We start from the raw sequence: 15612 nt of genomic DNA on the forward strand, positions 1-15612 counted from the left end.
AAAATCCAAAATTAAAAATTCAAATCCTGACAAATCCTGAATTGGATTTAAGATAGTTCCAACAAAGTAATTTCCGGTAAAACTCCAACTCTTCCTGGGTAACCTAAAACCCCAAAACCGCGGTTTACATACAATAATTTTCCTTCGCTCTCATATAAATCTGCCCATTTTGGATAGCGATATTGTACAGGTGACCATTTAATGTTCTTTAAATCCAATCCAAACTGCATTCCGTGCGTGTGACCGGAAAGTGTTAAACTGATGTCAGCTGGGTGTTTTTTAACCACATTATCGAAATGAGTAGGGTCATGGCTCATTAATATTTTTGCGGCGTTTTGCGGAACGTTTTCTAAAGCTTTATCGATTTTTCCAAATTGTGGAAATGGCTTCAGTCCCCAGTTTTCTACGCCTAAAATGTATAGTTTTTCTCCGTTTCTGTCGATCGCACGGTTTTCATTCATCAACATTTCAAAACCTGCCTGTCTTTCGTATTCAATTAATTGATCGAGATTTAGTTTTTTGGCAACGGGTGAATCCCAAGTCACGTAATCACCGTAATCATGATTTCCTAAGACTGCGAACTTGCCGTCTCTTGCTTTAATTTTAGAAAAAAGTGGAATAAATGGTTTGAATTCTTCAGAAACATTATTCACCATATCACCCGTAAATAATACCAAATCAGGGTTTTGCTCATTGATGAGATCAATTGCGTGTTCCAGTTTACTAGGGTCTGAAAAACTCCCACTGTGAACGTCTGAGATCTGAATGATTTTATATCCTTTAAAACTTTGGGGAAGATTTTTAATTTTTACTTTAACTCTTCTTACCTTATGTCGGTATTTTCCGAAAGTAATTCCGTCAATAAACAAACCGGAAAGCACTCCGCTTAAACCCAATCCTACCAAACTTAAAAATTTTCTTCTTTCGGGAAAAAAGTTTTCGTCAGGCTTTAAGAATCCAACAAAATAAGCACCTGTTCTGAAAATATCATCAATTAAGAGAAGCAATACGATGAAAATTTTAGGTAAGATAAAAATAAGAAACAGGCTGATCATCAAGTGGGGTCTGTTCGCATCTCTGTCTGACCTCTGGAAATGAGAAAGTTCATATGCAAAAACTCCGTAGACCGACAAAGTGATGACCCAGTAGGCAATTCTTAACCATAGATTATCAGTTAATGTTCTGATTGCCTGATAAATATAGACCTCAAGAAAGAGGAAGATTGCAGCAATGATTAAAATATTTTTTTGCATAATAAGTTTTAAAAAAGCACAAAAGAAACTCCTTTGTGCTTTTAATATTTTAAATTAATTTAAGTCTTAAGGAAATTTATAAACGATCGCATTGATATTCATTCCGGCACCTACCGAAGTCATCACAATGTTCCCTTTTTCTTTAAACGTATGACCATCCATTTTTCCTTTAATGATTAGATCAAACATGGTAGGAATTGTTGCTACAGAAGAATTTCCAAACTCCTGAATCGTCATTGGAGAAACAGCATGGTCGTATTCTTTGATATCATAAAGTTTATGAAGTCTGTCGATCATGGCATAATCCATTTTTGCATTTGCCTGATGAATCAGAACTTTATCAATGTCATTGATAGATAAACCTGCATTGTCAATGGTTTCTTTAATTGCTATAGGAACATTTTTGAGGGCGTATTCGTAGATTTTTCTGCCCATCATTCTGATATACAGTTTCTTTTCGTCAAAATTTTGATTGATTGATGCGCCGTTTCTTAGATATTCTAATTCAATACCATTGTCGCAAATGGTGTTGTGAGAAATAATACCCACATTTTCCTGATCTGTAGCTTGTACAACAACTGCACCTGCGCCATCTGCGAAAATCATTTTATTTCTGTCGTAAGGGTCTGTAACACGGCTTAACGTTTCTGAACCTACAACCAAAATAGTTTTTGCAACACCTGCTTTGATAAAATGGTCTGCGAGAATCATTGCTTCCACCCAACCCGGACAACCGAAAATCATATCATAGGTGATACATTTTCTGTTCTTGATGCCCAAATGATTTTTAACTCTTGCTGCCATGTTCGGCATAAAGTTGGCAGCTCCATTTACTCCTACTTCGCCAAAATTACTTGCATATATGATGTAATCTAGATTTTCACCATTTATTTTAGCATCTGAAATTGCTATTTTGGCTGCTTCATAGCCGATTTTGGAACTGGAAGTATCGTCTTCGATGTATCTTCTGTTTTCAATTTCGGTGATTTCTACAAATTTTGAGATGATTTCTTCGTTTGGCTTGTCTATTTTGTCGCCTTCATCGGTATAAAATTCAGAATTTAGAAAATAATCTCTACCAATAACTCTGTTGGGAATGTAAGATCCAGAACCAATAATAATCGTATTCGGCATTCGTTTAAATGATTTTATAAAGATGCAAAGTTAATAATTAATATTAATAAGAAAGAATTAAAAATATTATTAAATTTGCAAAAATAGTTCTCTAGAATCTATGAAAAACAATCCGGCCCTTAAAGGGTTATTAATTGCTGTAGCGGTCTTTGTACTTGCTTTTGGAGTTTACTTCTTTTTTTTAGCCAAAAAAAATTACTACCTTGTAGATAATCCTACACCGGATACCTATTATTATAAGATTAATAATGGTTCAGAAGGCATTGTTTCGGGTGGACAATACGTAAATGTTGATCTTAAAATGGGAAAAAACTCTATAAAAGTTTTTGATCAGAATAAGAAGTTGCTGTATGATTCTGCATTTGAAGTTAATAAAATAAGAGGTCTTATTAACATCGCTCACAAGGATTATTATGTTAATCGTCAATATTATGGGTACAATCTTAAAAAAGATTCATTACTTTTGGCGTTGGATAAAACAATCATCGACGGAAAACCTTATTTTGGAGGTGCAAAACACTTCAATAAGTTGTACACAGAAGATTTTTATTATAATGTAGATGAAGATTATGATCAATTAATAAAAAATATTGATAAAGTAGAATCCCGGTCAAAGATTTTCAGAAAGCAAGATTACCTTAATTATTATAAAGAATATTACAAGTTTTGACAAACGATATCAACAAAGTAACACCCTACAACTCTGAGGCTACGAAAAAAAGCCAGGTAGAGGAAATGTTCGACAATATAGCACCGAAATACGATTTGCTAAACCATGCTCTGTCTATGAAAATAGATGTGCTGTGGAGAAATACATTGGTAAGGATGATGAAGGAAGATGCTCCTCAGGAAGTTCTTGATGTAGCTACCGGAACAGGTGATCTCGCAATTGCTGTAGAGAAAGGCACGAATGCTCAGGTAATTGGTTTAGATTTATCGCAACAAATGTTAAATGTTGGCGTTATTAAAATAAAAAAACTTAAATTAGACGGCAAAATTTCTATGCAAAAAGGCGATGCAGAAAATTTACTTTTCGAGGACAATAGATTTGATGCTGTTTCCGTTGCATTTGGAGTAAGAAATTTTGAAAACCTTACAAAAGGTTTGGCAGAACTAAGAAGAGTGGTAAAAGAAAACAAGAGTGTTTATATACTTGAGTTTTCTAAAGTAGAGGGTTTTTTAGCACCGTTTTATATGTTTTATTTCAAAAATATATTACCGGCAATCGGAAGATTGGTTTCTAAAGACAACAGGGCGTATACTTATCTTCCGGATTCTGTAAATGCTTTTCCGTTTGGTGAAAAGATGAGACAAATCCTTTTAGATACAGGATTTAAAAAAGTAGAATATAAAAAATTAAGTTTAGGTATAGCCACAATTTATAAAGCAACAAAGTAACCTATGAATAAATTTCTATTAAAAGCTCTGGTTTTAGCCTCAGTTAGTATTGCAACTTTTGCAGACGCTCAATTTAGAACTCGTAACAGGATGGATAAGCTGGAAGATTTTGACCAGCAGAAATTCAGCTGGGGTTTTTATCTGAATGGCAATTTACTGGACTATCGTATTGTTCTTAACCCAAGATATGGTATGAATAATAATCAAAACCTTGTGAGATCTGAATCCAGTACCAGTTTTGGTGCAGGTCTGATCGCAAAATTCAGACTAAATGATTATTTAGATGTAAGATTAGAACCAGGTTTACAGTTTGCTCAGAGACAGTTGATTTTTAATACCCAATCGAACGATATTTATCAGAATGGAAATCCTCAAAATCCACCATTTATACCTGTTACTTTAACTGAAAAAGACAGAGTAAGAGAAATAAAATCTACATTGGTAGATGTTCCTGTTTTATTGGAATTTCATGGTGAAAGATGGTACAACTCAAGACCTTACGTTGCAGCCGGTGTAAATTATATCGTTAATTTACAGTCTAATTCAGATTCTGAAGATGATAACTTACAACAGGTTTTCAGATCTACAACGCACAATTTTGCATGGTCTGCAGAGATGGGAATTCAGTTTTATTTCAATAAATTTAAACTGACCCCTGCGATCAGAGGAACATTCTTTATGAACAACGAAATGGTTGCTGACAACGCTACAACGCCACCTTACTGGTCTGCAGCAGTTTCTACTTTACAGACAAGAGCGATCATGTTTGTATTGAAATTTGAATAATATAATAAAAAATTAATATAAAAAGGAGGTGCTTTGGCATCTCCTTTTTTGTTTTAAGTCAAAATATAGAGTCTTTTATTTTTGTTAGTCTTTTTATTTTCATATTTTTGCTATTAGTTAGAATATTAGAAACCTGAAATGCTTCAAGAATTAGAAAATAATTTTTCGGAACTGGAAAAAAAGATTTTGAATCTTCACAAAAGTCATCAGAATCTTTCAGAAAAGTTATCAGAACTAAGTCAGGAGCATGAAGATTTGAAGAAGAAATATGATGAAGAGAGAAAAAGAAATCAGGTATTAGCAGAAGAACAGAAAACGATAAAATTGTATTCGGCAATATCAGGAAATCCTGAACACAACAGACTCATGAAAAACCATATCAACAGACTGGTAAAAGAAGTAGACTTTTGTATTGCACAGCTTCAAAACAGCGGATTATAATGGAGGTAAGGAGAATAACCATCAACATTGCAGGAAGAGTATATCCACTGAATGTACCCGCAGCAGAGGAGGAAACTCTGCGTAAAGTGGGGAAGCAGATTGAAAATATGATTAAAGATTTTGAACAAAATTTCGATGTAAGAGATAAACAGGATGCTTTAGCAATGTGTGCCCTGAAATTGGGAACCAATGCAGAAGTTGTAGCTCTGAACAACGAAAAAAATATAAAATCAACCAACGAGAGATTAATGAAAATCAATCAAACGTTGAATGATGCCGGAAAATAAATTTTCCGCAAAAACCTGCCTACAGTAATTCTAACACATTAAGGTAAACTCAACACTAAACAATTAATGTTCGAAAGTCTTTTCAATGGCGTGCTGCACTACGCAGATTACAGAGAGAAGGAATCAGATCAAATCGTGGAGATCAGGAGTTTACTCTAAATCACTGGATTATTGTAGGTTTTTTTATTTTAAATTTAGACAATTAAAACTCAATATATATATGACAACAGCCATAATAGTCGGCATTATTTGCTTAATAGTTGGTGCAGCTGCAGGAATGTTTTTCTCAAAAAGTTCACTCAATACCAAAGCTAAATTTATTGTAGATGATGCAAAGAAAAATGCCGAAATACTTTTAGATAAAGCCAGTGTACAGGCAGAAACTATCAAAAAAGAAAAGAATCTTCAGGCTAAAGAAAAATTTCTTGAACTGAAATCTCAGCACGATGCAGATATTCAGGTTCGCGAAAAAAAGATGCAGGAAGGCGAAAAGAGAGTCAAAGACAAAGAAAACAAACTAAATGATGAGCTTAGCAAAGCTGGAAAATTAGAGAAAGATCTTGACAGACAGATTGCTGATTATGCTAAGAAAACAGAAGTTTTAGAAAAGAAACAACAGGAACTAGATTTAGCAACGGCAAGAAAAGTTGAAATGCTGGAGAAAATTTCAAATTATACCGCTGATGAAGCCAAAGCAGAATTGGTAGAAACTATGAAAGCTGAAGCTAAAACGAGAGCTCAGGCGCACGTTCAAAGCATTATGGAAGAAGCTCAGCTGAATGCTAAGAGTGAGGCGAGAAAAATTGTTATTCAGACTATCCAAAGAATTGGAACTGAGCAGGCAATTGAAAATTCAGTTTCTGTATTCAATATTGAATCAGACGAAGTAAAAGGTAGAATTATAGGTAGAGAGGGTAGAAATATCCGTGCTTTGGAAGCGATGACTGGTGTAGAAATCATTGTAGATGATACTCCGGAAGCTATTCTCCTTTCATGCTTCGATCCTGTAAGAAGAGAAATCGCAAGATTATCACTACACAGATTGGTTACAGACGGAAGAATTCACCCTGCGAGAATTGAAGAAGTTGTAGAGAAAACAAAAAAGATGATTGAAGAAGAGATCATCGAGGTAGGTAAAAGAACCATTATAGATCTTGGAATTCACGGTTTACACCCTGAGTTGGTGAAAATTGTTGGTAGAATGAAATACCGTTCATCTTACGGACAAAACTTATTACAGCACTCAAGGGAGGTAGCAAACATCGCTGCAACTATGGCTGCAGAATTAGGATTAAACGTAAAAATGGCTAAAAGAGCAGGTCTTTTACATGATATAGGTAAAGTTCCTGAACAGGAATCTGAACTTCCTCACGCTTTATTAGGAATGCAATGGGCAGAAAAATATGGCGAAAATCCGGAAGTTATCAACGCAATTGGAGCTCACCATGACGAAGTAGAAATGACTTCACTTTTATCACCAATCATTCAGGTTGCTGATGCAATTTCCGGAGCAAGACCGGGAGCAAGACGTCAGGTTTTAGAATCTTACATCCAACGTCTGAAAGATCTTGAAGCTGCTGCATTAAGCTTTGAAGGAGTATCCAGTGCATATGCAATTCAGGCGGGTAGAGAATTAAGAGTAATGGTAGAAAGTGGTAAAGTAAACGACGAAATCGCCTCCCAACTTTCTTATGATATTTCAGAGAAAATTCAGAATGAATTAACGTATCCCGGACAAGTAAGAGTTACGGTAATCAGAGAAACAAGAGCTGTAAATATCGCAAGATAATTTTTCATGCTTATCAATAGTAATCCTTTCAGAGAAATTTGAAAGGATTTTTTAATTCTATTAACCCTAATCAATGATGTAGCTAGACTATACTTTAATTAATAAAAATTAAATTGCGCTATACTATTCGTTTATTATGAACGTTATTATAATAAATTAAATAATTATAATTTAATATTGTTAAAATTATTATATTTGAATATTAACTTAAAACCAAATTACTATGTTAAATGAAATTCTAAAAAATGCTAAGAAATTAAAAAGTTCTGATCTGAAAGAGATTGTAGGAGGTGCCGGAAACATTGGTACTCCAGATTTGTCGCTTTGCGGATGTAGTTGTTCAGGTTCCGTTACAGGACCAAAATATTGCCCAACTTACATTGCCTGTCCACAAGTGTATACCTGCGACGATTTTGCAGTATAAATTAAGACCTTCATATTTTCAACTTAAAACCAAATTATTATGTTAAATGAAATTTTAAAAAGCGCTAAGAAATTAAAAAGTTCTGATCTGAAAGACATCGTTGGGGGTGTCGGAAAAATCGGCACACCAGATTTATCATTGTGCGGATGCAGTTGTACAGGTGCTGTAACACGAACCTAAATATTGCAGCCAGTACATAGGTTGTCCACAAATAATTACTTGTTAAGAAATTATAAAACTTTGAAAATAGAAAGGTCTTCCAGATGGAAGACCTTTTGTTTCATAAGAGATTATTTAAAGAAAAAATCGTTCTGATCGATATATTTTTTACTTATCGAAATACTTTCAAAAATATCTTTATTACTAGAATCTTGTTCCACAAACCAATATTCCAAACCTGCTTTTTGTCTGGCTTCAAAAATTCTTTTAAAATCAATAGTTCCATTTCCGATTTCTGAGAAATTTTCCGTTTGTTTCTGCATATCTTTTACATGCCACAAAGGAAATCTGCCCGGATACTTTTCAAAATAAGCCAAGGGATCATATCCTGCTTTTGCAATCCAATAAAGGTCAAGTTCCATTTTGACTAAATCTGCCGAAGTATTTTCTAAGATAAAATCATAAATCAATGTATCATGATCCATTTTTTTAAACTCAAAATCATGATTGTGATATGCAAACTGAATTTTAGATTTATTTGTAATTTCTGCTGATCGATTCAACAGTTCAGGTAAGTTTCTGTAGTTTTCAGTAGTTCTTTCTTCCGGAACCAAGTAAGAGCAAACCATATATTTTGATCCTATAAAATCCAAATCTTCTACAGTTCTTTCCCAATTATCAACTAAAGTTCCCAGTCCTTTTCCTATCACTCCGGTTTGGTGATGAGAGCTGATTACTTTTAAACCTGTATTATTTAAAATTGACTGAAATTCATTTTTATTTTTACCGAAAAAAGTTCCGTCATAACCATAGATTTCTACATCTTTAAAACCTAAACTTGCCAATTTTTCAAATGACCGCTCAAGATTTTTTGAGATAGCATCTCTTATCGTATAAAGTTGGATGGCTAAACGCTTATTTTTTGTCATTGAATGTGATATTCCGCAAGAATACAATCCCAGAAAACCTAAAGATGAAATTTTTAAAAAATCACTTCTCTGCATGATTTTTATTTAATAAAAGGTTTCATTTCGTCTTCAATCTGCGTTCTCAATTCCATCAGACGTTTGGCGTATAATTCCTGCTGCTTTTCTTCGTCAGTTTCGGGAATCCACTTTGGGACAGGAAGTTTCTTGCCGTTTTCATCTACGGCAACAAATACGATAATGCAATGGGTTTTCTTATCAAAAGTGGGCTGCTTAAGGTTTCTGGAGAAAACATTAATTGAAATGTGCATACTTGAAGAGCCTGTATAGATCACTTTTGCTTCTACCTGTACAATTTCGCCGATTTTTATAGGTTCGTAAAAACGAATTCCACCTACATAAACGGTTACAGAATAATTTCCACTCCATGTTGTAGCACATGCATATCCTGCTTGGTCAATCCATTTCATAACACTTCCACCATGTACATTTCCTCCGTAATTTACGTCTGAAGGCTCTGAAATAAATTGAAAAGTAACAGGTTTGTTGTCCATATTTTATAAATTTTAATAAAGATATTCATTAATTATCAGAAAGTGAAATTAAATAGCTGTTTTTCCAACTAAAAGTGGTATCTTGTAATAATATAGAATTTAGAACGTATAATTTAAAAAATAATTAATATATATATAGATGAAGAAAGTATTTTATCTTAATAGTTGCGACACGTGCAGAAAAATTTTAGCAAAATTTGATCTGAGAGATTGGGAAATGCGTGAAATAAAAAAAGAGCCTATTACCCAGGAAGAAGTGGAAGCGATGCATAAAATCACCAATTCTTACGAGGATTTGTTCAGTAAAAAATCAACACAGATCAAATTGAGAGAGCTTGATTTGAAAACAATGGGAGAAGATGATTTCAAAGAATTGTTATTAGATCATTATACTTTTTTGAAGCGTCCCGTTTTTCTTACTGATACAGAGATTTTCATAGGAAATGATAAGAAAAACATTGAAAATTTAAGAGCACACTTTAACGGAAATAACTAAATTTCCTATTCTTGTCAAAAAGTAAAAACCACAGAACAATCTGTGGTTTTTTAGTATAGTAAAGCGAAAGCCAACTGCAAAAAACTAAACGAATGGCATTTTCACCACTTTCGCAGGAATATTTTTATTTCTAACCTGAATAAAAATTTCTGATCCTAGTTTGAAATGTGGCTTATCTACATAAGCGATTCCCAAACCTATTTTCTTCATAGGAGACTGTGTTCCGGAAGTAACTTTTCCAATTACATTTCCTTCTGCATCTACCACCGGGTAATCATGTCTTGGAACTCCTTTATCAATCAATTCAAAACCAACTAATTTTCTGGTAACACCTTCTTCTTTTTGTTTTGCGAAAATTTCTTTCGATACAAAATCTTTATCAAACTTTGTAATCCAGCCCAATCCTGCTTCGATAGGAGAGGTTGTATCATCAATGTCCATTCCGTACAGGCAGAAACCTTTTTCAAGTCTCAAAGTGTCTCTGGCAGCCAGTCCACAAGGAATCATTCCCTCACTTTCTCCGGCTTTCAGAATCTCATCCCAAAGTAATTCTGCATTTTCGTTCTTAAAATAAATTTCAAAACCACCGCTTCCTGTGTAACCTGTGTTTGAAATAATTACATCACTTATACCTGCAACACTTCCTACAGTAAAGTGATAATAAGGAATTTCAGCAAGATTGGTTTCAGTTAATTTTTGAAGAATTTCAGTCGCTTTCGGACCTTGAACCGCCAAAAGAGACATCTCGTCTGAAGCATTCGTCATTTTCGCTCCGAAAGTATTGTATTTTGAAATGTGATTCCAGTCTTTTTCTATGTTTGAAGCATTTACGACCACAAAATATTTGTCATCTTCCATTTTGTAAACGATAAGGTCATCTACGATTCCGCCATCTTCGTTAGGAAGACAAGAATATTGAGCTTTTCCGTTCTCAAGAGCATCTACATTGTTGGTGGTTACAAATTGCAAAAGTTCTTTAGAACCTGCACCTTCAATGAAAAACTGCCCCATGTGAGACACGTCAAATAATCCCGCTTTTTCTCTCACGGCAAAATGCTCTTCCGTCACTCCGGAATACTGTACAGGCATATCAAATCCTGCAAAAGGTACTATTTTCGCTCCCAAAGAAACGTGCTTGTCATACAATGCTGTTTTGTTCATTTTTATTCTTACTTTTTTATTTTAAAACTGTCAAAAGTTTCGTTAAAAACCTTCATATAATTTCCGTTCCAATATTTTTGTTGGCAATTAATGCTTACAATGTAAAGATCTTTGCTTTTTTGAAATACTTTCGTGATCCAGAAAAGATTTTCATTTTCATCAAAGTATTCGTAAAAATATTCTGTATATCCTTTCCTTCCATTTCCGCTTTTTATTTTATTCTCTTCATCCGCTGAATTGTAGAGCGCAAGAATAAATTTTTTAGTTTCTTCTTTTGGAAGTTCTAAATCATGATATTCAGAGATGGTAATGGCACCAATCTGATTGGTCGGGAAAATATTAACTATACCCTCATCATTGGTTGCTTTCCAGGTATTGGGCATGGTAATTGAATAATTTTCACTTTCAAAAATTTCGGTGTCTGCTTTTTGGGCACAAACACTTAAAAAAAATAAGAAAGTAAATAGAAATAGTGTTTTTTTCATTATTTGTGTTAAAAATTGTGTTTATATTCTTCTAGTATAATTTTAAACCATTCTGTAAATTGTTGGGGATATTCAGTAATTTCTTTATCTAAATTTTCAATTGAAATATACCGAACTTCTTCCACTTCGTTTTTATTTAAATTAAATTCTTCATTGTATGTTCCTGTAAAAACATAATCAAGTTCATGCTCCCAAAGTCCGCCGCCAACATCTGCTTTATAGATAAAATTAAATTTTTCGGCAAGCTCAGCTTCAATTCCTAATTCTTCTTTAAGTCTTCTTTTTGCGCCTTCAAGATAAGTTTCTCCATCACGAGGATGTGAGCAAACTGCATTGGTCCATTGGTTGGGAGAATGATATTTTTCTGAAGCACGTTTTTGCAACAGCATTTCACCTTTGTCATTAAATAAAAAAACAGAAAATGCACGGTGAAGTAAACCATTGATATGCGCCTGCTGTTTTTCCATTAAACCCAAAACTTGATCTTCAGGATTTACTAAAACTACATATTCTTCCATTCCTACAAATTTAAGTTTAAATCATCATTTCGTAAAATATTTGTTTAAATTTTTTAATATTTATGAAATATTGGCATTTTTCCAAATAATATTTTGCTGCTAATTTTGTGAAAAATGCAAGAGAATAATGATTTTTGGTTATTTATAATTATTTTTATTGTTAAAATTTTAACATAAACTAAGATTAACATAAGCCTGTTCTACAAAATGTGTAACTTTGCGCTTTAAAAAATTAAACGATGGAGCTAGATTATATTGAGCATATAAGTCCGATTCTGAAAGACGGAGTTAAGAATTATCTTATTGATATTGATGGAACAATTACAGATGATGTCCCGAACGAGGAACCTGAAAGAATGGTCACTTGTGAACCATATCCGGATGCTTTGGAAACAATAAACAGATGGTATGATGATGGCCACCAGATCTGCTTTTTCACTTCAAGAACCGAAAACCTGAAACAGATTACCATCGATTGGTTAGACAAGCATGGTTTCAAATATCACAGTGTATTGTGCGGAAAACCAAGAGGCGGCAATTATCACTGGATTGATAATCATTTGGTAAAGGCAACGAGATACAAAGGGAAATTCACAGATTTGATTGAGAAACAGGTAACCATTGAGGTTTTTAAAGATTAAAATCTAATTGAAGATTTAATAATTAAACAAATAAAGTTTAAATAACTTGGATTTTTTAGTTTTTAAATCTTTCATTTTTAATATATAATAGTATGATGAAAGTTTTAGCAAATGATGGTTTAGACCAATCTGGGATTGATGCATTAACGGAAAAAGGATTTGAGGTAATTACGACAAAAGTTCCACAGGAATCTTTGATTGATTACATTAATGAGCACAAAATCCGTACAATTTTGGTAAGAAGTGCAACACAGGTAAGAAAAGAGTTGATTGATAATTGTCCGTCTATCGAAATCATCGGAAGAGGTGGAGTAGGAATGGATAATATTGATGTAGATTATGCAAGAGAAAAAGGAATACATGTCATCAATACCCCGTCAGCTTCTTCAGAATCAGTTGCTGAATTGGTTTTTGCACATTTATTTTCAGGAGCTAGATTTCTTCAGGATTCAAACAGAAAAATGCCATTAGTCGGCGATACAGAATTTGCAGGTCTTAAAAAAGCTTACGCTGCAGGTATTGAATTAAGAGGAAAAACCATCGGAATTGTTGGGATGGGAAGAATCGGACAAGAAGTTGCGAGAATTGCGCTAGGTCTGGGAATGAGGGTGATTGCCGCAGATAATAACGTTGGCAAAGCAAGTATTAAGGTAAAATTCTACAACAATCAGTTCATCAATGTAGATATTGAAACTGAACCTTTACTGGAGGTTTTGAAACACTCAGATTTTATTACGCTTCATGTTCCTGCTCAGAAAGAAGGTTATATGATTGGAAAAAACGAATTTGAAATCATGAAAAATGGTGTGGCAATCGTGAATTGCTCCAGAGGTGGTGTGATTGACGAAGCTGCTTTGATTGAAGCTTTAGATTCAGGAAAAGTGAAGTTTGCAGGTCTTGATGTTTTCATCAACGAACCAACACCTTCAAAAGAGATTTTAAATCATTCTAAGATTTCTTTAACCCCACATACAGGAGCCTCAACTTTGGAAGCGCAAGACAGAATCGGTCTTTCTCTTGCAGAGCAGATCTCAAGCATTTTACAGATTCATTAAGAAGAATTTCTTTAGATAAATAAAACTCGCCGCAAATTTATTTGCGGCGAGTTTTATTTTATAAATTGTTTTTGCTTTTTAGCAAATCTCTGATTTCTGTTAACAATTTCTGATCTTCGGTAGGTCCTGCAGGAACAGGCACTTCTTCTTCTTTTCTGTTCAATCTGTTAATTCCTTTAATCATCATAAACAATACAAACGCTACGATTAGGAAGCTTATTATAGAAGATAAAAAGTTACCATATTTTACCCCATTCCAGGAAAGTTCCGCAATATTTTTTACGTTCGCTTTTTCTAATGCCGGATTGAGTAATAATGGCGTAACAATATCATCAACAAATGATTTTACAATGGCACTGAATGCAGCACCGATGATGACACCGACAGCCAGATCAACCACATTTCCTTTAAATGCAAAGTCTTTAAATTCTTTTACAAATCCCATAATTTATATTTTTTTTAATGTTTAAAACAAAATTATAATTTATTAACAGTAATCTTGCAAATTTTCAGAATTTTTTTGAGCGGACATTTCAATTAATTATCCTTAAATTTAAATAAAACATTCTCATGAAAATTCTCACAGCAGAAAAAATCAAATCGGCAGATGAATTTACCATAAAAAATGAACCTGTTTCTTCTGTTTTACTAATGGAAAGAGCTGCATTAGCTTGTGCAGATTGGATTTTTCTGAACTGTAAAAATCACACAAAATTTGTAATCTTCTGTGGGAACGGAAACAACGGCGGAGACGGTTTTGCTGTTGCAAGAATGCTGTATTTGAAGGGATTCGATGTTGATGTATTTATTAATAAATCGAATGAAAATTTTTCTGAAGATGCCAAAATTAATTTTGATAGATTAAAAGAATTTTCAGGAATTTCCATTCATGATTTTAAAGAAACAGATCAATTTCAATTTCAAAAAACAATAATTATCGATGCGCTTTTCGGAACAGGATTATCAAGAAAGTTGGATGGAGCTTACGCTGAATTAATTGAGAAGTTGAATACAGTGAATCAGATTAAAATATCTATTGACGTTCCATCAGGTTTGTTTTCTGACAAAATTTCAGATAACGATCAAATTATTTTTAAAGCTGATTATACGTTGAGTTTTCAATTCTGGAAACGAAGTTTTCTTCATCCTGAAACCGGAAAATTCGCCGGTAAAATCACTGTTTTAGACATCGGTTTAGACAAGGAATTTATACAAAATATACCCGTACATTATTTTGTGACTGATGAGGAAATGGTACAGGAAATTTTCCAACCAAGAAGCGATTTTACCCACAAAGGAACTTTTGGTAAAGCAATAATCGTCGCCGGAAGTTATGGTAAAATGGGCGCAGCAGTTTTAGCAACCCAATCAGCCTTGAAAACTGGAGCCGGACTTACTTTCGTGCTTGCTCCAAACTGTGGCTATGAAATATTGCAGACCACTTGTCCAGAAGCCATGTTTATCTCTGGTGGAGAAAAATATATAGAACAAATGGAAGTTCAGAGTGATTCGGCTTATGGAATTGGTCCCGGTTTAGGAACCGATTTTTTAACGGAAAAAACATTATTGAATTTTTTGAAACAGACTGCTAATCCTTTGGTTTTTGATGCAGATGCTTTAAATATTATTTCTGAAAATAAAGAAAATATTAATTTAATTCCTGAAAATTCGATTATTACACCGCATCCTAAAGAGTTTGAAAGACTTTTTGGTTCAACTGAAGATTCGTTTGAACGATTAGAATTGGCTAGAAGAAAAGCAGTAGAACTGCAAGTTTTTATTGTTTTGAAAGATCGTCACACCCAGATTATTACGTCCGAAGGAAAAGTGTATTATAATATCACCGGAAACTCAGGTTTAGCAAAAGGCGGAAGCGGAGATGTTTTGACCGGAATTATTACATCACTTTTAGCTCAAAAATATTCTCCGGAAAATGCGTGTATTCTGGGAGTATGGCTTCATGGAAAGGCTGCAGATCTTGCCGCTGAAAAATTCTCAAAAGAAGCAATGCTTCCGACAGATGTCATTGATGAACTTGGAAATGTATTTTTGGAACTCAACAAAAAAGCCACAACAGAGTTGTGACTTTCGGTATTTTATTTTTG

General features: G+C 33.8%; 20 protein-coding genes. 12 read left to right on the top strand and 8 right to left on the bottom strand.

Annotated elements, in window-relative coordinates; translation table 11 throughout:
- Nucleotides 1-47: 47 nt before the first annotated feature.
- Nucleotides 48-1253, bottom strand: coding sequence for a metallophosphoesterase (locus ACZZZA_RS11330; protein WP_463431816.1), 1206 nt, complete (start codon nucleotides 1251-1253; stop codon nucleotides 48-50).
- A gap of 66 nt (nucleotides 1254-1319) precedes the next feature.
- Nucleotides 1320-2387: a 3-oxoacyl-ACP synthase III family protein gene (locus ACZZZA_RS11335; protein WP_463431818.1), complete on the bottom strand. Its 1068-nt coding sequence runs from the start codon at nucleotides 2385-2387 to the stop codon at nucleotides 1320-1322.
- A gap of 100 nt (nucleotides 2388-2487) precedes the next feature.
- Here ACZZZA_RS11335 and ACZZZA_RS11340 point away from each other — a divergent pair, with 100 nt between their 5' ends.
- The 8 genes from ACZZZA_RS11340 (at nucleotide 2488) to ACZZZA_RS11375 (ending at nucleotide 7692) form a co-directional block, all read left to right on the top strand.
- Nucleotides 2488-3057, top strand: coding sequence for a hypothetical protein (locus tag ACZZZA_RS11340; protein ID WP_463431820.1), 570 nt, complete (start codon nucleotides 2488-2490; stop codon nucleotides 3055-3057).
- Nucleotides 3054-3785: a bifunctional demethylmenaquinone methyltransferase/2-methoxy-6-polyprenyl-1,4-benzoquinol methylase UbiE gene (gene ubiE / locus ACZZZA_RS11345; RefSeq protein WP_463431822.1), complete on the top strand. Its 732-nt coding sequence runs from the start codon at nucleotides 3054-3056 to the stop codon at nucleotides 3783-3785. The genes ACZZZA_RS11340 and ubiE overlap by 4 nt, the downstream gene beginning before the upstream one ends.
- Before the next feature lie 3 nt (nucleotides 3786-3788).
- Nucleotides 3789-4571 (top strand): type IX secretion/gliding motility protein PorT/SprT, encoded by a 783-nt coding sequence (porT, locus tag ACZZZA_RS11350; RefSeq protein ID WP_463431824.1) that lies wholly within the window; start codon nucleotides 3789-3791, stop codon nucleotides 4569-4571.
- Between the two features lie 138 nt (nucleotides 4572-4709).
- On the top strand, nucleotides 4710-5012 hold the full coding sequence (locus tag ACZZZA_RS11355; RefSeq protein ID WP_463431826.1) for a hypothetical protein: 303 nt from the start codon (nucleotides 4710-4712) through the stop codon (nucleotides 5010-5012).
- On the top strand, nucleotides 5012-5299 hold the full coding sequence (locus ACZZZA_RS11360) for a cell division protein ZapA (protein ID WP_463431828.1): 288 nt from the start codon (nucleotides 5012-5014) through the stop codon (nucleotides 5297-5299). The genes ACZZZA_RS11355 and ACZZZA_RS11360 overlap by 1 nt, the downstream gene beginning before the upstream one ends.
- 220 nt (nucleotides 5300-5519) lie before the next feature.
- Nucleotides 5520-7088 carry a ribonuclease Y gene (rny, locus tag ACZZZA_RS11365; protein ID WP_463431830.1) on the top strand — a complete coding sequence of 523 codons (1569 nt, stop codon included), beginning with the start codon at nucleotides 5520-5522 and terminating at the stop codon, nucleotides 7086-7088.
- A 223-nt stretch (nucleotides 7089-7311) separates the two neighbouring features.
- Complete coding sequence (locus ACZZZA_RS11370) at nucleotides 7312-7512, top strand: hypothetical protein (RefSeq protein ID WP_463431832.1); 201 nt, start codon at nucleotides 7312-7314, stop codon at nucleotides 7510-7512.
- Nucleotides 7513-7551: 39 nt separating this feature from the next.
- On the top strand, nucleotides 7552-7692 hold the full coding sequence (locus ACZZZA_RS11375) for a hypothetical protein (RefSeq protein WP_463431834.1): 141 nt from the start codon (nucleotides 7552-7554) through the stop codon (nucleotides 7690-7692).
- Nucleotides 7693-7802: 110 nt separating this feature from the next.
- Here the strand turns inward: ACZZZA_RS11375 and ACZZZA_RS11380 are convergent, their stop codons facing one another.
- A complete protein-coding gene (locus ACZZZA_RS11380; RefSeq protein ID WP_463431836.1) occupies nucleotides 7803-8675 on the bottom strand; it encodes a sugar phosphate isomerase/epimerase family protein in 873 nt (290 codons plus the stop codon).
- A 5-nt stretch (nucleotides 8676-8680) separates the two neighbouring features.
- Nucleotides 8681-9151, bottom strand: a complete 471-nt coding sequence (locus tag ACZZZA_RS11385) for an acyl-CoA thioesterase (RefSeq protein WP_463431838.1) — start codon at nucleotides 9149-9151, stop codon at nucleotides 8681-8683.
- Nucleotides 9152-9290: 139 nt separating this feature from the next.
- On the opposite strand from ACZZZA_RS11385, the gene ACZZZA_RS11390 reads away from it, so the two are divergent.
- Nucleotides 9291-9647, top strand: coding sequence for an arsenate reductase family protein (locus ACZZZA_RS11390; RefSeq protein ID WP_129534108.1), 357 nt, complete (start codon nucleotides 9291-9293; stop codon nucleotides 9645-9647).
- 84 nt (nucleotides 9648-9731) lie between these two features.
- On the opposite strand, the gene gcvT is transcribed toward ACZZZA_RS11390, so the two are convergent.
- The 3 genes from gcvT to idi are packed head-to-tail and all read right to left on the bottom strand — an operon-like array spanning nucleotide 9732 to nucleotide 11811.
- Nucleotides 9732-10808 (bottom strand): glycine cleavage system aminomethyltransferase GcvT, encoded by a 1077-nt coding sequence (gene gcvT, locus ACZZZA_RS11395; RefSeq protein ID WP_463431841.1) that lies wholly within the window; start codon nucleotides 10806-10808, stop codon nucleotides 9732-9734.
- Nucleotides 10809-10816: 8 nt separating this feature from the next.
- Entirely contained in the window at nucleotides 10817-11293 is a 477-nt protein-coding gene (locus ACZZZA_RS11400; RefSeq protein WP_463431843.1) for a hypothetical protein, read from the bottom strand.
- Nucleotides 11294-11301: 8 nt separating this feature from the next.
- On the bottom strand, nucleotides 11302-11811 hold the full coding sequence (gene idi, locus ACZZZA_RS11405; RefSeq protein WP_463431845.1) for an isopentenyl-diphosphate Delta-isomerase: 510 nt from the start codon (nucleotides 11809-11811) through the stop codon (nucleotides 11302-11304).
- A 239-nt stretch (nucleotides 11812-12050) separates the two neighbouring features.
- Here idi and ACZZZA_RS11410 point away from each other — a divergent pair, with 239 nt between their 5' ends.
- Both ACZZZA_RS11410 and ACZZZA_RS11415 read left to right on the top strand, forming a co-directional pair.
- A complete protein-coding gene (locus ACZZZA_RS11410) occupies nucleotides 12051-12452 on the top strand; it encodes an LNS2 domain-containing protein (protein WP_463431847.1) in 402 nt (133 codons plus the stop codon).
- Nucleotides 12453-12547: 95 nt separating this feature from the next.
- A complete protein-coding gene (locus ACZZZA_RS11415) occupies nucleotides 12548-13507 on the top strand; it encodes a D-2-hydroxyacid dehydrogenase (protein ID WP_463433764.1) in 960 nt (319 codons plus the stop codon).
- A 58-nt stretch (nucleotides 13508-13565) separates the two neighbouring features.
- Here ACZZZA_RS11415 and mscL read toward each other — a convergent pair whose 3' ends face one another.
- Nucleotides 13566-13952 (bottom strand): large conductance mechanosensitive channel protein MscL, encoded by a 387-nt coding sequence (mscL, locus tag ACZZZA_RS11420; RefSeq protein ID WP_463431849.1) that lies wholly within the window; start codon nucleotides 13950-13952, stop codon nucleotides 13566-13568.
- 125 nt (nucleotides 13953-14077) lie between these two features.
- On the opposite strand from mscL, the gene ACZZZA_RS11425 reads away from it, so the two are divergent.
- Nucleotides 14078-15592, top strand: a complete 1515-nt coding sequence (locus ACZZZA_RS11425) for an NAD(P)H-hydrate dehydratase (protein ID WP_463431851.1) — start codon at nucleotides 14078-14080, stop codon at nucleotides 15590-15592.
- Nucleotides 15593-15612 lie beyond the last annotated feature (20 nt).

This window comes from Chryseobacterium sp. AC405b, from assembly GCF_979258685.1.

Bases quoted from the DNA above. Each gene is read 5' to 3' on its own strand.
- ACZZZA_RS11330 (WP_463431816.1), bottom strand. From the start codon at position 1,253: ATGCAAAAAAATATTTTAATCATTGCTGCAATCTTCCTCTTTCTTGAG.
- ACZZZA_RS11335 (WP_463431818.1), bottom strand. From the start codon at position 2,387: ATGCCGAATACGATTATTATTGGTTCTGGATCTTACATTCCCAACAGA.
- ACZZZA_RS11340 (WP_463431820.1), top strand. From the start codon at position 2,488: ATGAAAAACAATCCGGCCCTTAAAGGGTTATTAATTGCTGTAGCGGTC.
- porT (WP_463431824.1), top strand. From the start codon at position 3,789: ATGAATAAATTTCTATTAAAAGCTCTGGTTTTAGCCTCAGTTAGTATT.
- ACZZZA_RS11355 (WP_463431826.1), top strand. From the start codon at position 4,710: ATGCTTCAAGAATTAGAAAATAATTTTTCGGAACTGGAAAAAAAGATT.
- ACZZZA_RS11360 (WP_463431828.1), top strand. From the start codon at position 5,012: ATGGAGGTAAGGAGAATAACCATCAACATTGCAGGAAGAGTATATCCA.
- rny (WP_463431830.1), top strand. From the start codon at position 5,520: ATGACAACAGCCATAATAGTCGGCATTATTTGCTTAATAGTTGGTGCA.
- ACZZZA_RS11370 (WP_463431832.1), top strand. From the start codon at position 7,312: ATGTTAAATGAAATTCTAAAAAATGCTAAGAAATTAAAAAGTTCTGAT.
- ACZZZA_RS11375 (WP_463431834.1), top strand. From the start codon at position 7,552: ATGTTAAATGAAATTTTAAAAAGCGCTAAGAAATTAAAAAGTTCTGAT.
- ACZZZA_RS11380 (WP_463431836.1), bottom strand. From the start codon at position 8,675: ATGCAGAGAAGTGATTTTTTAAAAATTTCATCTTTAGGTTTTCTGGGA.
- ACZZZA_RS11385 (WP_463431838.1), bottom strand. From the start codon at position 9,151: ATGGACAACAAACCTGTTACTTTTCAATTTATTTCAGAGCCTTCAGAC.
- ACZZZA_RS11390 (WP_129534108.1), top strand. From the start codon at position 9,291: ATGAAGAAAGTATTTTATCTTAATAGTTGCGACACGTGCAGAAAAATT.
- gcvT (WP_463431841.1), bottom strand. From the start codon at position 10,808: ATGAACAAAACAGCATTGTATGACAAGCACGTTTCTTTGGGAGCGAAA.
- ACZZZA_RS11400 (WP_463431843.1), bottom strand. From the start codon at position 11,293: ATGAAAAAAACACTATTTCTATTTACTTTCTTATTTTTTTTAAGTGTT.
- idi (WP_463431845.1), bottom strand. From the start codon at position 11,811: ATGGAAGAATATGTAGTTTTAGTAAATCCTGAAGATCAAGTTTTGGGT.
- ACZZZA_RS11410 (WP_463431847.1), top strand. From the start codon at position 12,051: ATGGAGCTAGATTATATTGAGCATATAAGTCCGATTCTGAAAGACGGA.
- ACZZZA_RS11415 (WP_463433764.1), top strand. From the start codon at position 12,548: ATGAAAGTTTTAGCAAATGATGGTTTAGACCAATCTGGGATTGATGCA.
- mscL (WP_463431849.1), bottom strand. From the start codon at position 13,952: ATGGGATTTGTAAAAGAATTTAAAGACTTTGCATTTAAAGGAAATGTG.
- ACZZZA_RS11425 (WP_463431851.1), top strand. From the start codon at position 14,078: ATGAAAATTCTCACAGCAGAAAAAATCAAATCGGCAGATGAATTTACC.